Here is a 14,414-nt window from a genome sequence, read left to right as displayed (position 1 = left end):
TCACACCGCCGTCAGGAAGGACACGCCCACCGCGCCGTAGAAGTTCTCGGCACGCTTGGGACCATCAACGAACACACCGTAGTCATCGCTCAGCACCCGGCGTACGCGATGGCGGTGGAAACTGCTGAGCAGCTCACTCATCGGCACCACCTGACGGTAGGCGTCGCCGTACAGCTCTTCGTGCAGCTTGGGCAAGCGATACCAGGGCGCCACCGGCTTCTCGTGGTGGGCGTTGTGATAGGCGAAGTTGAGCAGCAGCAGGTTGAGCGACGGCCAGCGCAGCGACACCACGTTGCTGAAGGTATTGAGCTGCTCGTAGGCGCGGTCGCGCAGCTTGTCGGCCGGAATCTTGCCGTCCTCTTCCAGCACCGCGAAGGCGTCGTAGGTGTGCTGATAGGCATCGGCAAAACGCAGCACGGTAACCATGATCAGCCAAGCGGCGCAGTAGAGCACCAGGGCGCTGAAAGACAGCCAGCCAAGCAGGGCAAACAGCGCGGCACGGATCAGCAGCACCGTCAGCACCTTGCTGCGGCGGGCGCGGTGTTTCTCGCTCTGGCTGATGAACGGCAGCAGCACCACATAGAAGTGCATGATCAGCTCAACCGCCGGGATATACGCCCACTCAAGGGCCAGAATCAGTTTGCGCACCCAGCTCGGCAGGCTGTTGATAAACACCTTGCTGTCGAAGGTAATGACGTCGGCACGGTCGACGTGATGACGCATGTGCTTGCGCCGCAGATCCTGAAAGTCGGCGTAGCAGCCGCCGGTCATCCAGCTGAAAACCTCGCCCGCCAGCGCGTTGTGGGCTGGCTTGCTGAAAATGGTGCCATGGGCAAATTCGTGAATCAGGTAGGCGCCGATGATCATCGCGTGCGCCAGCAAAAGCAGCCCGCCCAGCTTGGCCAGCCAGAACGGGGTCAACAGCAGGCCGAGGCCAATCAGGTAGCCGCCGACGCTGTAGGCAATCGCCAGACTATTCCAGACCCGGCCATCGGCGTAACGGTAAAGTGGTTTGGACGTGGACATGATTCCTCCGCAAGTCCCGGTCAGGGCAGGCGCAAAGCGCCTGCCCTTGGCCTTACTGGGTCAGCTCAGTGACAAAGCTAGCGTCGAAGGTGTCGGCAAAATCCGGGATCGCCGGGATTTGCTTGTTCTTCAGCAACAGGTCGGCGATCACCGCGCCGCTACCGTAAAACGAGGTGGTTTCGCTGGACTCGACAAAGTTCTGGCCCATCTCGGAAAGCGGGATGTTGTAGACGCCTTCCATCTGCTCCAGCGCCTCGGCACCAGTCACGCCCAGTACCTTGCCGATGATCTCGGCGCTTTCCTCCGGATGCGCCTGCATGTATTCCAGGCCAGCCTGATAACCCTTGATCATCGCGGTGATGGCTTCCGGGTTTTCCTTGATCTGCTCTTCGCTGAAGGCCAGTACGTCGGTGATCAGGCCCGGAGCGTCCTTGGAGGAGTAGACAACGTGGAATTTTTCGCCGCCGCCCATGGAGAGGATCTGCGACACGTTCGGCTCATAGGTCACGCCAATCGGCAGACTGCCGGAGGCCATGGCGCTGGGAATACCTTCTGGGGTCATGTTGACCGACTGAATGTCCTTCTCGCCCATACCGTTGATCTGCAGCGCGTAAGCCAGCAGGAAGTCGGACGGTGAAAGCGGGTTGAAACCCACCTGCTTGCCCTTGAAATCGGCAACGCTGGTAATGGATTTGTCGGCAACGATGGCGTCACCGCCGTAGGAGAAGTCGATCGGCATGACCACCCGGTGCGGCAGGCCCTTGGCAACAGAGCCAACCACCTGATCGTAGGTGAGCATGGCGCCGTCAACGGCGTTACCCGCCATGGCAGAGGGCAGCAGCGCCGGATCGTTGAAGAACTGCAGTTCGACATCCAGACCAAACTGGTCGTACAGATCGAGTTTGTCAGCCACATAGAACGGGCCATAACCAGCCCAGACAACGGTACCGATGGTCATGGAATCAGCGGCGTTTGCGGCAACAGGAGACAGGGTGGCAGCGGCAGCCAGACTGATGCCGGCCAGGGACTTGCGGATAAAGCTGAAGCGTGGGGCGGTCATGGGTACAACTCCTACACAGTGAGAAAAGGCGCACGGGGACAACGTCGTCATGACGGTCTCCCGGGCTTTTATCCCGCCGTGTAGCCCTCATTCCTTGAGAGCCGGAAAACTCTCGGACCAGACACTTGCAGCGCAAGCCGGAACCCTAGTTCGCCTAAGTACCACTCCAGTGTGTGATGCGTCATGAGTCAATGACGACTCATCCCGTTTCACTGAGACTCAATGCACGGTTGGTGCCAGCTTTTCGATAATTATCGGAAATGACCGATTTTTCAGCCAGTTGCGCACGCTGTACCACCTGCACCTATCGCTAACAGCATCGATCTTCGCCCTCAAATGGGGCGAGCGAACCGTGATGCACCCTGTTCAGTCGCACTGCCCTTGCAGCGTCGCCAGCACCCGACGGCTGCCGGCATGCTCCCGGTGCTCACCGAGATAGAGGCCTTGCCAGGTGCCCACCGCCAACCTGCCAGCGGTCACCGGCAGCGTCAGTTGCACACCGAGCAGGCTCGACTTGATATGCGCGGTCATATCGTCCGGGCCTTCGTAGGTATGCTTGAAGTAGGGCGCATCATCCGGCACCGCGCGGCGGAAGAACGCCTCGAAATCGCCGCGCACCAGTGGGTCGGCGTTCTCATTGACGGTCAGCGACGCCGAGGTGTGTTGCAGCCACAGATGCAACAAGCCGACGCGCACTTCGGCCAGCTCCGGCAAAGCGCGGAGAATCTCGTCGTCAATCAGGTGAAAGCCCCGCGCGCGGGGCTTGAGTGAAACGGTGCGTTGTAGCCACATGGCGGATAATCCCTCGACAGCAGGTGCTCGCTAGCTGGCCGCCGGCCACCTGACGGAGCAAGACAGCCAGCAGGCGGCACCAGAGACTTACTGCAGTCGGCTCACACGCAGACGCAGGGCGTTGCTGATCACACTGACTGACGACAGCGACATCGCCGCCGCTGCGATCATCGGCGACATCAGCAGGCCACTGAGCGGATACAGCACCCCGGCAGCGATAGGCACGCCAAGCGCGTTGTAGACAAAGGCCAGAAACAGATTCTGCCTGATATTGCGCATGGTCGCACGAGACAGCCGCCGCGCCGCCACCAGGCCCATCAGGTCGCCACGCAGCAGGGTCACCCCTGCGCTTTCAATGGCAACATCAGTGCCGGTCCCCATCGCCACACCAACATCGGCAGTCGCCAGCGCCGGTGCATCGTTCACACCATCGCCAGCCATCAGCACTACACGTCCTTCCTGCTGCAACTGCTGAACAATCCGCGCCTTGTCTTCCGGCAGTACCTCGGCTTCCACTCGGTCGATCTGCAGACGCCGTGCTACTGCCTCGGCAGAGGTGCGATTGTCGCCGGTCAACATCACCACCTCCAGCCCTTCTTCCTGCAGCGCCAGCACTGCCTGGGCGGTGGTTTGCTTGACCGGATCAGCGATGGCCAGCAGCCCGGCAACCTGCTCACCAAGCGCAACGAAAATGACCGTGGCACCGTCAGCACGCAAACGCTCCGCCTGCTCTTCATGCCCGGAAACCTCCAGTTGCATACTCTCCATCAACAGGCGGTTGCCCAGAGCCACGCGCTGCCCGAGCACGTCGCCAACCACGCCCTTGCCATTGGGTGAGTCAAACTCGGTCGCGTCGTGCAGGGGCAAACCTGCCTGCTCGGCGTAGTCCACAATGGCTCGCGCCAGCGGATGCTCGCTGCTGCGCTCGAGCGACGCCGCGTGGGTCATCAGCTGTTCCTCGGATACAGAGCCAAAAGCGACCACCTCGACCACCGCAGGAGCGCCCTCGGTCAGGGTACCGGTCTTGTCGACCACTACCGTCGTAACCGCCTCCAGGCGCTGCAGCGCTTCGGCATCGCGAATCAGCACCCCGTGCTGCGCCCCTCGTCCGACGCCAACCATGATCGACATCGGCGTGGCCAGTCCCAGCGCACAAGGGCAGGCAATGATCAGCACACTGACAGCGGCAATCAGGCCGTAGGCCATCGGCGGCTCCGGCCCCCACAGTGACCAGCTGACAAACGCGAGCAGCGCCACAAGCACCACAGCTGGCACGAAGAAAGCAGCAACCCGGTCCACCAGTCCCTGAATCGGCGCCCGGCTGCGCTGGGCGCTGGAGACCATGCTGACAATCTGCGCAAGCATGGTGTCGTGACCAACCTTGTCTGCACGCATGACAAAGGCACCCTGACCGTTCATGCTGCCGCCGATCACCCGATCTCCAACCGTCCGCGCGACAGCCATCGGCTCACCGGTAACCATGGACTCGTCCAGGTTCGAACGCCCCTCCAGAATCTCGCCGTCAAGCGGCACTCGGTCACCGGGCCGCACACGCAGGCGATCCCCCACCTGCACGCTGTCGAGCGACACCTCCTGCTCGCCGCCGTCAGCATCAAGACGTCGGGCAGTCGTTGGCGCCAAATCAAGCAGCGCGCGAATAGCTCCGCTAGTTTTCTCCCGCGCCCGCAGCTCCAGCACCTGCCCCAACAACACCAGCACCACGACCACCGCCGCCGCCTCGAAGTAGACCGCGACCGACCCATCGTGCTGACGAAACGCCTCGGGGAACAGGCCAGGCATCAGCGTTGCCAGGACACTGAATAGCCACGCCGTACCGGTACCTATGGCAATCAGGGTAAACATATTGAGATTCAGCGTGCGCACCGAGCGCCAACCGCGCAGGAAGAAGGGCCAGCCACACCAAAGCACCACCGGTGTGCTCAGCAGAAACTGGAACCAGTTGGACTGCTGCGGCGCCAACAGCTGGTGCAGATCCACCAGATGCGCCCCCATCTCCATGATGAACACCGGCAGGGTCAGCACCAGGCCGATCCAGAACCTGCGGGTCATGTCCTGCAGCTCAGCCGAACTGCCGGTATCTGCCGTGGCGGTTTCCGGCTCCAGCGCCATGCCACACTTCGGACAGTCACCGGGCCCGGACTGACGAACTTCCGGATGCATCGGGCAAGTGAAGATGGTTCCGGCCGGAAGCGCCTTCTCCGCCTTTTCGTCCGGCTTGAGGTAATCATTCGGCTGACTGGCAAACTTCTCCCGACAACGCGCAGAACAGAAGTACCAAGTGTGCCCCTGATAGGTGTAGCGGTGAGCCGTTGCGTGCGGATCTACCTGCATACCGCACACCGGATCGGTTACCCCGCTGCCAGTCTCAGGCTCGTCATGGTGATGGCAATGATGTGCGTCAGACATGAAAACTCCCTGTGGCCAGTGAATGCAGCTGCCTCAGCAGCAGCTGCATTCAGGATAGCGCGGACACCCGACGCGCGACGCCGCGCTCAAAAGGCGAGCCGTACCCCTGCTACCGCGAACCAACCATCCCGGTCCTCGCCCTCATCTGCCGCAAACTCAGCGGTGCGACCGAACGCCCGCTCGTAATGCACGCCAACATAGGGGACAAAGGAGCGATCGATCAGGTCGTAGCTCAAGCGCAGCCCTGCTTCCATGCTGCTCAGGCCTCGCCCTACGCCCACCGCCTCGTCGTCCGAAAATGCCGCGTCGAACTCCAACTCAGGGGTCAGATGCAGCCGGTTAGTCAGCAGCAGTTCGTACTCCAGCGCGAGATCCAGCGACACGTCGCCATGCTCACTCAGGTATAGATTGCTGTCGAATTCCACCCAGTATGGCAGTAGGCCGTTCAGACCGACGAAGGCGTATTGCCGGTTCTCACCATCCGGCGTATCGAAACGCAAGCCGCCACGCAGGTCGAAAAAGTCGCTGACCGGCGTTTGCAGCGCAAAACGATTGTCGAGCGTTTCCCAGCTGTTATGGTCGAAGTCGTACTCGGCTTCGCTCAGCCAGACCGCCTTCAACTCATCGGTACCCCACCAGGCTTCGGTGCTCCAGTACCCCAGCTCTTCACCACTATCGCCGTAGCGATACTCCAGCGCATCGGCCTGCAGGCCATAGAAGTGACCATGGTGCATCGAGTGACGCATTTCCTCGGCGCCGACCGACGCCGATACCGCTAGCAGCAGCGGAATCATCAGCCGCTTCATGAATCACCTCCCTCGGGGCCGCCTTCAACAATCACAGTGCGGAACATGCCCGCCGCCGCATGGTAAGAGAGGTGGCAATGGAAGGCCCACTTGCCGGGAGCGTCAACCTCGGTCTCCATATAGACGGTAGTGCCGGGTGCCACACTGATCACGTGCTTGACCGGATTCCACTGGCCCGCGCCAACGTCGAGGATCGACCACATGCCGTGCAAATGCATTGGGTGGGTCATCATGGTTTCGTTGACGAATTTGAAGCGCACCCGCTCGCCGTATTGCAGGCGAATCGGTTCGGCGTCCGACTCCTTGATGCCGTTGATCGACCAAATGTAGCGCTCCATATTGCCGGTTAGCCGCAACTCGATCTCACGGGTTGGCTCACGCTCGTCATACAAAGGCTTCTGTGCGCGCAGATCGGCATAGGACAGGAAGCGTCCATCGTTATAGGCCTGGGGGATCAACCCGCTGCCTTCGGCATAGAACGGGTCAGCGGGCAAAGTCGACGCTGCACCGTGGTTCATACCAGCCATCGCGTCATGGTTCATGCCACTGTGATCCATGCCGGCCATCGCGCTCTGGTTCATGCCACTGTGATCCATACCAGCCATATCGCCATGGTTCATGCCGCTGTGGTCCATACCAGCCATATCGCCATGGTTCATGCTGCTGTGATCCATACCAGCCATAGCCCCATGGTTCATGCCGCTGTGATCCATACCAGCCATATCGCCATGGTTCATGCCGCTGTGATCCATACCAGCCATAGCGCCATGGTTCATGCTGCCGTGGTCCATACCGGCCATATCACCATGGTTCATGCTGCCGTGGTCCATTCCTCCGTGGGCCATGCCCATGTCGGCCATGGTCAACAGCGGAGCCGGACGCAGCTCGGGAATCTCGCCCTGCATTCCCTCGCGCGGAGCTAGCGTGCCGCGGGCAAAGCCCGAACGGCCCATCGACTCGGCAAACAGGGTGTAGGCCTTGTCTTCCTTCGGCTGCACGATGACATCGTAGGTTTCTGCAACACCGATACGCAGTTCGTCGACGATCACCGGTTGCACGTTATTGCCATCGGCCTGCACCACGGTCATCTTCAACCCCGGCAAGCGCACGTCAAAGTAGGTCATAGCCGAGGAGTTGATCAGCCGCAGGCGCACGCGCTCACCCGGCTTGAACAGCCCTGTCCAGTTCTGCTCAGGCCCTTTGCCATTGATCAAACCGGTGAAGCCCTGCACATCCTCTATGTCGCTGGACATCATGCGCATGTCGCCCCACATCAGGCGATCCTTGAGGGTGGCAGCCAGACCATGTTCCTTACTGTCCCGCCAGAAATCACCCACGGTCTGCTGCTGACGGTTGTAATAGTCAGCAGAGCTTTTCAGGTTACGCATGATGCGATCACCCGAGTGTGGATGCTTGTCGGTCAGCTGAACCACATACTCGCGGTCATAGCGGAACGGCTCACGCCCGTTCGGCTCGATGATGATTGCGCCATAGGCGCCATCCGGTTCCTGAAAGCCCGAGTGACTATGAAACCAGTAAGTGCCGGACTGCGTGATCGGGAAGCGGTAGGTGAAGGTTTCGCCCGGCGCAATGCCCGGATAACTCAGACCGGGCACACCGTCCATCTGAAACGGCAGTATCAGCCCGTGCCAGTGCACTGAAGTCTGCTCGTCCAGGTTGTTAGTAACATGGATGGTGACGTCTTCGCCTTCGCGAAAGCGCAGCACCGGCCCCGGCGAGGCGCCGTTGTAGCCGATGCCCTGCTTGCGGAAGTCGCCGGTGTCGATGGTCACCTCGTCGACGGTCAGCCGGTACTCACCGGCCCAGCCCAGCGCCGGCAGCAGCGCCAGCGCCGAGAACAGCGTTCTACTCAACATCGATGCCCCCCATCATGCCGGCCTGGTAGTGTCCGGGCACATTGCAGGCAAACTCCAGGTGGTCGGCGTGGTCGAACTTCCAGACCAGCTCAGCCTCCTGCCCCGGCTCCAGCAACAGGCTATTGGCGTGATCGTGCGCCATGCTGTGCCCACCACCCATGTCCATCTTCATCAACTCGCGGTTGAGGTGATCGCCCCGGATAACACCGTGATCGACCATCATCTGCATCTGGCCCTGATGGGCTTCGTGCATGGCCGCCGTGCCGATATTGAATTCGTGGACCAGGGCGCCTTCGTTGCGCACCTTCAGGCGCACCGTCTCGCCTGCTGCAAACGACAGTTGCTCAGGCTCGAAGTAGTTGTCGTGCATAACGACCTCAATGGTCCGCGTCACCTGCTGCGGATCACCGGGTTGCCCCCCTGCGCTGGCAGCGGCACCGGCGGTGGTAGTGGCGCTCAGCAGCAGCCCAGTGGCGAGCCAGTTCAATGTACGATTCATGCGGTCTCTCCTGTTAACCGATGGATCTGTCCTCTGCGACAGAATTGACAACCACCCCGGTTGCCGATGCACTCTCTGCTCCATCATCTCGGTGGTGAGCTCAAGATTGCCGAGCGAAACTGAATCCTGACTGAACCTCTGACATAAAAAGGAACCAGCCGATGCGCCTGTTGCTGGTGGAAGATGACGAACTGCTGCGCAGCAGCCTGCACGAAAGCCTGAGCCAGGCTGGATTCGCCGTCGACGCGACCGGATCCGCGGTGACCGCCGAGCAACTTGGCCTGCAGGAGGACTACCGGCTGATCGTGCTCGACATCGGCCTGCCCGACGGCGACGGCTTGCAATTGCTGGCGCGCTGGCGCGACGCCGGACGCGACCTACCGATTCTGCTGCTCACCGCGCGCGACCGCTGGCAGGACAAGGTCAATGGCCTCAAGGCCGGAGCCGACGACTACCTGACCAAGCCCTTTCACCCCGAGGAGCTGCTGGCCCGGCTGCAGGCCCTGTTGCGTCGCAGCGAAGGCCGCAGTCATACACAGATCCAGGCTGGAAGTTATCTGCTCGACGAAGAGCGCCAGCGCGTGCGCACCCCCGACGGCGAATGGCATCCACTGACCGGTACCGAGTTCCGCCTGCTGCGCTGCCTGATGAGCCGACCCAATCGCCTGCATCCGAAGGAAGCACTACTGGAGCAGCTCTAGAACCTGGACGCCGAACCAACCCTCAATACCATCGAGACCTACATCCGCCGGCTGCGCCTGCTGATCGGTCGGGACGCCATCAAGACTCAACGGGGGCAAGGCTATGTCTTTTCTGCCGGAGACTAAACGCACCCGCTCGATCCGCACCACCCTGCTGCTCTGGCTTCTGCCATTCGCCACCCTGTTCATGCTGCTTGCATGGTATCTGCATGGCGCGCTGCTCGAACGCATGTCCCGTGACTTCGTACGCGAACGCCTGCAACAGGAGGTCGCCATGATCGAGCAACAACTCGGCACGCCCAGCGGACTGGACGCGCTCGACGGCAACTACTTCGGCGCACTGTCGCATCATCTGTTTGTGCTCAGGGTCGGCGCCCAGTCGCGCTTGTCACATCCACAGTGGTCGGATCTGCTGACGCCGTGGCTGGACTTGCCGGACCAGGGTCTCATCGAACTGCATGGCGTACCCGAGGGAGAACCGACCAGCCACCGCTACATGGCCTGGCGCACCGAAACACAGGTCAATGGCCAGCCGGTCACCATCGTCGCGGCCGAGGATTACAGCCAACTGCAAGCCAGCGCCCACGAGCTGCATCTATGGACCGCAGCAGTGGCCGCCGGGCTGCTGGTAGTCCTGTTTGCCCTGATTCTGCTCGCTGTGCAGCTGTCGATGCGCCCGGTGCGTCAGCTTCAGCAGGATCTCAAAGCACTCAAACAAGGCCGCCTGCAGCGGCTCGGAGACACCGTACCGCAGGAGTTCAGCGGCCTTATCGGTCAACTCAATCAACTACTCGACACCTTGCAGCACCGCCTGCAGAAGGTCCGCGAGGCCAACGCCAATCTGTCGCACCGAATCAAGACGCCCATCGCGGCAATCAATCAACTGATCAGCAGCGACCAGCCAATCACACCCGAGGCCCGCAGCCAGATCAGCCAGCGCCTGGACGACATCAGTCGCCAACTCGACGGCAGCTTGCATGCCAGCCACTCCGGCGGCCCACTGACGGGCAGCAGCTGCCAACCACTAGAGCAGGCCCGCGAACTGCTGTGGATGCTCGGTCGCCTGCACAGCCACATCGAATTTGAACTGGACTCCAGCCTCGCCGACGCCGCCCGCTGGCCGGTGGAGGAGCAAGATTTCAGCGAACTGCTGGGCAACCTCGCCGATAACGCCGGAAAGTGGGCACGTAGCCGAGTTCGAGTAGGCCTGAGCGACGACGGCAAGCAGCGTCTGTTAGTAGTCGAGGATGACGGTCCAGGTGTCCCGGCCGAAGAGCGCGAGCAGCTGGGCACGCGCGGCTGGCGGCTGGATCAGCAAATGCCGGGGCACGGGCTCGGGCTGGCCATTGTGCGCGATCTGGCGGCGCGCTATGAAGGCCAGGTGCAGTTTGGGGTCAGCACACTGGGCGGGCTGCTGGTGCGAGTCGATATCCCGACCCAGGCCTAAGCCTCCCCGCCCGGGCAAGTCGAGCTCCCGCTCGACCAGCGTCACGCCCTGCACCACCAAGGTCGAGCTCCCGCTCGACCAGCAACACTCCCTGCATCACCAAGGCCGAGCTGGAGCTCGGCCCTCCCAGACGCGCGGCGCTACCGACTACATAAAAAAACGGGGCGCCCTATGGGCGCCCCGTCTGGTGTTGCGAGTTCTCAGTCAGCGATTACTTCTTGCTGCTGGTGAACTCCGGATAGGCTTCCATACCGCACTCGGAAATATCCACACCTTCGTACTCTTCTTCTTCGCTGACGCGCAGGCCCATCACCAGTTTGATGATGCTCCAGACGATCAGGCTGGCGATGAACACCCACAGGAAGATCACTACGATACCCATCAGCTGAGCAGTGAAGGAGGCATCGCTGTTGGTCAGGCATACCGCCAGCAGACCCCAGATACCTACGACACCGTGTACAGAGATGGCACCGACTGGATCGTCGATCTTCAGCTTGTCCAGAGCCAGGACAGAGAAGACAACAATCACGCCGCCTACAGCACCGATCAGGGTGGCTTGCAGACCGCTCGGAGTCAGCGGCTCGGCAGTGATGGCGACCAGGCCAGCCAGAGCACCGTTCAGTGCCATGGTCAGGTCAGCCTTGCCGAACAGGATGCGGGCAACGATCAGACCAGCGATCAGACCACCAGCAGCAGCTGCGTTGGTGTTGACGAAGATCTGAGCAACGGCGTTGGCGTCGGAGATGTTGGATACAACCAGCTGCGAGCCACCGTTGAAGCCGAACCAGCCCAGCCACAGAACGAACATACCCAGAGTAGCCAGCGGCAGGTTGGCGCCCGGAATGGCGTTGATCTGACCGTTGGAGCCGTACTTGCCCTTACGCGCACCCAGCAGCAGAACACCGGCCAGAGCAGCAGTAGCACCAGTCATGTGAACCACACCGGAACCGGCGAAGTCGAGGAAGCCAGCTTCGTTCAGGAAGCCACCGCCCCACTTCCAGAAGCCCTGGATCGGGTAGATGAAGCCAGTCATGATCACAGCGAAGGTCAGGAACGCGAACAGCTTCATGCGCTCGGCGACCGCACCGGAAACGATGGACATGGCAGTTGCAACGAACACAACCTGGAAGAAGAAGTCCGAAGCAACCGAGTAGTACGGCGCATCGTCGCCACCGGCGAGCACGTCTTCAACAGTGTTTTCAGCACCGATCAGTACGCCGAAGCTCGGGAAGATGCCGCCTTCCGGGCTGGAGTACATGATGTGGTAACCGACCAGCAGGTACATGGTGCACGCTACTGCGTACAGGGCCACGTTCTTGGTCAGAATTTCAGTGGTGTTCTTGGCGCGGACCAGACCGGCTTCGAGCATGGCAAAACCCGCTGCCATCCACATCACCAGTGCACCGCAGATCAGAAAGTAGAATGTATCAAGCGCGTACTTGATTTGTACGATGTCTTCCATTTTAAGCCCCCCATATAGGCTTGGTTACTGCTGTCTGTTGAACAACCCGCCTTAGATGGCGTCGGTGCCGGTTTCGCCGGTACGGATGCGGATGGCCTGTTCGAGGTTGACCACGAAGATCTTGCCGTCGCCGATCTTGCCGGTGTTGGCTGCCTTGGTGATGGACTCGATGACGCGATCCAGCATGTCGTCAGCGATGGCGACGTCGATCTTCACCTTCGGCAGAAAGTCGACAACGTACTCAGCGCCACGGTACAGCTCGGTGTGACCTTTCTGACGGCCAAAGCCCTTGACCTCGGTTACGGTAATGCCCTGAACGCCGATCTCAGACAGCGCTTCACGCACGTCATCCAGCTTGAAAGGCTTGATTACAGCCGTTACTAGTTTCATTTTGATACTCCCGTGTGATGGACTGCCCTGGGGGACAGCACAAGTCTATGCCGAGTTAGAGGCTTTTAGAAACGGACAAAACAAAAGTGCTGTCGCAGTCGTCAGAATCGCCGACACGCCCTGCACATGCCGGCGCACTCATCTCGACACAGGCAGAGGTAAACTGCTTCCCTGCCCCCTCTGGCAGCGCCTGGGTGTTTCCGCTGCCAGACAGCGGATCAAGGGTCAAACCTGCCAGGGTCAATCGCTTCATTATTGTGCTCCCGATGTGATCGCTCACGATTCTGGCTGCGCCCCGACGCTGTGCCCCGTTATGGGATACGCCGCCGGAATCAGCTGGAGCATGCTTTGCAGAAACCCTGCCAATTTTGTTTTTCCTATTAATTTCAGACACTTAACAGACAAAGACTGCTATAGGCCAGCATTAACACGCGGTTCATGCACCAGTGTAGTGCAACACCATGGTGCGCGCGCACAATGTACGCACAACCAAAGCGCGGATTACGGCAGACCGGATCGGGGTGCTAAACTTAGCGCCCCGTCAGCCCTCAAACCCGCAGGTGAAAAAGGCATATGCTGCATAAACTGGTGATCGACACCGTCAGCGCTCAGGCAACCAAACTGCTGATGAGCGAACAGGGACTACCCAACGTCGAAGTCGAGAAGCATCTCAAGGCATTGCTGCAAAGCGCGTTGAGCAAACTGGACGTGGTCAGCCGTGACGAATTCGATACCCAGCAGGCAGTGCTGATGCGCACCCGCGAACGCCTGGAGGCGCTGGAGAGGCGCGTCAGCGAGCTGGAAGCCAAGAGCAACTGATGTCCACCCTGGCAGCCGGCCCGCTGCCAATCCACTAGTGAACGCCTGACCCTCGGCAGTATCAGGTCATTGATCAAGGAGCGATCATGTCCCTGGCCACCATCCACAGCCGCGCGCGGCTGGGTATCGACGCACCGGCTGTGCAGGTCGAAGTCCACCTTGCCAACGGTATGCCCAGCCTGACGCTGGTTGGATTACCGGAAACCGCCGTACGTGAAAGCAAGGACCGGGTACGCAGTGCCCTGCTGAACGCCCAGCTCGAGTTCCCGGGCAGCAAGCGCATTACCATCAGCCTGGCACCGGCGGATCTGCCCAAGGACGGCGGACGCTTTGATCTGGCCATCGCCCTCGGCCTGCTCGCCGCCAGTGGCCAGATCCCCACACAATCGCTGGCTGACTGCGAATGCATCGGCGAGTTGGCCCTATCCGGCGAACTGCGACCCATTCAAGGTGTGCTGCCGGTGGCGCTGGCCTGCCGCGACGCCGGTCGTACGCTGATCCTGCCGGCTGCCAACGCAGCCGAGGCCGCCTTGGTCAGCGGTATTGAGCTGATCGCTGCAGAGCACCTGCTGCCGCTGTGCGCGCACCTGCGCGGCGAAGCGAGCCTGCCAGAGCTGCCTCCAGCTCAGCCGCCGCAACCGCCCACCCTTGCCGATCTCGCCGACGTACAGGGGCAGGAACAGGCAAAGCGGGCACTGCTCGTCGCAGCGGCCGGAGGGCACAACCTGTTGCTATTATGTCTGAAAAACCAAATATCAGAATTGGAACCCGAGCATGCCTAGCGCTTCCCCGCAACCCAAAGCCTATTCCTATATCCGGTTTAGCTCCTTAGAGCAGGCCAAGGGCGATAGCTTCAGGAGACAGACGGAGGGAATCAGAAATTACTGCACCAAAAACGGGCTCGACCTTGCGACCTCTGCTGAATACACCTTTTTTGACAAAGGCAAATCCGCATACAAAGCTGATCACGTCGGTGAAAATGGCCAATTAAAGCGTTTCATCGACCTAGTCGAGTCAGGACACATTAAGAAAGGTTCTTACCTGATTGTGGAGTGAACCGCCCCGGGTTTCGCGGAGGCTTCAACTCCTGAGAAGATGAAGCCATGAA

General features: G+C 60.7%; 15 protein-coding genes, 1 pseudogene and 1 riboswitch. Of the genes and pseudogenes, 6 read left to right on the top strand and 10 right to left on the bottom strand.

What is annotated here, in order from left to right; all coding sequences use genetic code 11:
- The 7 genes from AAFM31_RS09305 to AAFM31_RS09275 form a co-directional block, all read right to left on the bottom strand.
- The gene (locus tag AAFM31_RS09305; protein WP_341707642.1) at positions 1-1,026 is read right to left on the bottom strand and encodes a fatty acid desaturase; all 1,026 of its coding nucleotides are present in this window, start codon (positions 1,024-1,026) and stop codon (positions 1-3) included.
- Between the two features lie 52 nt (positions 1,027-1,078).
- Complete coding sequence (locus AAFM31_RS09300; protein ID WP_341707641.1) at positions 1,079-2,086, bottom strand: ABC transporter substrate-binding protein; 1,008 nt, start codon at positions 2,084-2,086, stop codon at positions 1,079-1,081.
- A 55-nt stretch (positions 2,087-2,141) separates the two neighbouring features.
- Positions 2,142-2,246, bottom strand: a riboswitch (guanidine-I (ykkC/yxkD leader).
- Positions 2,247-2,452: 206 nt separating this feature from the next.
- The gene (locus tag AAFM31_RS09295; protein ID WP_341707640.1) at positions 2,453-2,878 is read right to left on the bottom strand and encodes a secondary thiamine-phosphate synthase enzyme YjbQ; all 426 of its coding nucleotides are present in this window, start codon (positions 2,876-2,878) and stop codon (positions 2,453-2,455) included.
- Positions 2,879-2,965: 87 nt separating this feature from the next.
- Positions 2,966-5,305 (bottom strand): heavy metal translocating P-type ATPase, encoded by a 2,340-nt coding sequence (locus AAFM31_RS09290; RefSeq protein ID WP_341707639.1) that lies wholly within the window; start codon positions 5,303-5,305, stop codon positions 2,966-2,968.
- Between the two features lie 86 nt (positions 5,306-5,391).
- Positions 5,392-6,111: a copper resistance protein B gene (locus AAFM31_RS09285; protein ID WP_341707638.1), complete on the bottom strand. Its 720-nt coding sequence runs from the start codon at positions 6,109-6,111 to the stop codon at positions 5,392-5,394.
- Complete coding sequence (locus AAFM31_RS09280) at positions 6,108-7,988, bottom strand: copper resistance system multicopper oxidase (RefSeq protein ID WP_341707637.1); 1,881 nt, start codon at positions 7,986-7,988, stop codon at positions 6,108-6,110. Before AAFM31_RS09280 ends, AAFM31_RS09285 begins: the two co-directional genes overlap by 4 nt.
- A complete protein-coding gene (locus AAFM31_RS09275; protein WP_341707636.1) occupies positions 7,978-8,487 on the bottom strand; it encodes a cupredoxin domain-containing protein in 510 nt (169 codons plus the stop codon). Before AAFM31_RS09275 ends, AAFM31_RS09280 begins: the two co-directional genes overlap by 11 nt.
- Positions 8,488-8,648: 161 nt before the next feature.
- Between AAFM31_RS09275 and AAFM31_RS09270 the strand changes: the two genes are divergently transcribed.
- The 3 genes from AAFM31_RS09270 to AAFM31_RS09260 are packed head-to-tail and all read left to right on the top strand — an operon-like array spanning position 8,649 to position 10,635.
- The gene (locus AAFM31_RS09270; protein WP_341707635.1) at positions 8,649-9,188 is read left to right on the top strand and encodes a response regulator transcription factor; all 540 of its coding nucleotides are present in this window, start codon (positions 8,649-8,651) and stop codon (positions 9,186-9,188) included.
- A 3-nt stretch (positions 9,189-9,191) separates the two neighbouring features.
- Complete coding sequence (locus tag AAFM31_RS09265; protein WP_341707775.1) at positions 9,192-9,314, top strand: winged helix-turn-helix domain-containing protein; 123 nt, start codon at positions 9,192-9,194, stop codon at positions 9,312-9,314.
- On the top strand, positions 9,292-10,635 hold the full coding sequence (locus AAFM31_RS09260) for an ATP-binding protein (RefSeq protein WP_341707634.1): 1,344 nt from the start codon (positions 9,292-9,294) through the stop codon (positions 10,633-10,635). The genes AAFM31_RS09265 and AAFM31_RS09260 overlap by 23 nt, the downstream gene beginning before the upstream one ends.
- A gap of 211 nt (positions 10,636-10,846) precedes the next feature.
- On the opposite strand, the gene AAFM31_RS09255 is transcribed toward AAFM31_RS09260, so the two are convergent.
- Genes AAFM31_RS09255 through AAFM31_RS09245 form a run of 3 tightly spaced genes read right to left on the bottom strand, consistent with a single transcriptional unit; the run spans position 10,847 to position 12,740 of the window.
- On the bottom strand, positions 10,847-12,097 hold the full coding sequence (locus AAFM31_RS09255; RefSeq protein WP_341707633.1) for an ammonium transporter: 1,251 nt from the start codon (positions 12,095-12,097) through the stop codon (positions 10,847-10,849).
- 51 nt (positions 12,098-12,148) lie between these two features.
- On the bottom strand, positions 12,149-12,487 hold the full coding sequence (gene glnK, locus AAFM31_RS09250; RefSeq protein ID WP_088276303.1) for a P-II family nitrogen regulator: 339 nt from the start codon (positions 12,485-12,487) through the stop codon (positions 12,149-12,151).
- A gap of 55 nt (positions 12,488-12,542) precedes the next feature.
- Positions 12,543-12,740 (bottom strand): hypothetical protein, encoded by a 198-nt coding sequence (locus tag AAFM31_RS09245; protein ID WP_341707632.1) that lies wholly within the window; start codon positions 12,738-12,740, stop codon positions 12,543-12,545.
- Positions 12,741-13,060: 320 nt separating this feature from the next.
- Between AAFM31_RS09245 and AAFM31_RS09240 the strand changes: the two genes are divergently transcribed.
- The 3 genes and pseudogenes from AAFM31_RS09240 (at position 13,061) to AAFM31_RS09230 (ending at position 14,362) form a co-directional block, all read left to right on the top strand.
- Entirely contained in the window at positions 13,061-13,306 is a 246-nt protein-coding gene (locus tag AAFM31_RS09240) for an accessory factor UbiK family protein (protein ID WP_341707631.1), read from the top strand.
- 86 nt (positions 13,307-13,392) lie between these two features.
- Positions 13,393-14,040 (top strand): annotated as a pseudogene (locus tag AAFM31_RS09235) (magnesium chelatase domain-containing protein); the annotation flags it as partial.
- 40 nt (positions 14,041-14,080) lie between these two features.
- Positions 14,081-14,362 (top strand): recombinase family protein, encoded by a 282-nt coding sequence (locus AAFM31_RS09230; protein ID WP_341707630.1) that lies wholly within the window; start codon positions 14,081-14,083, stop codon positions 14,360-14,362.
- Positions 14,363-14,414 lie beyond the last annotated feature (52 nt).

It is taken from the genome of Halopseudomonas sp. (assembly GCF_038130085.1).
Taxonomy (GTDB): domain Bacteria; phylum Pseudomonadota; class Gammaproteobacteria; order Pseudomonadales; family Pseudomonadaceae; genus Halopseudomonas.
This window is presented reverse-complemented; position numbering and strand designations above follow the sequence as displayed.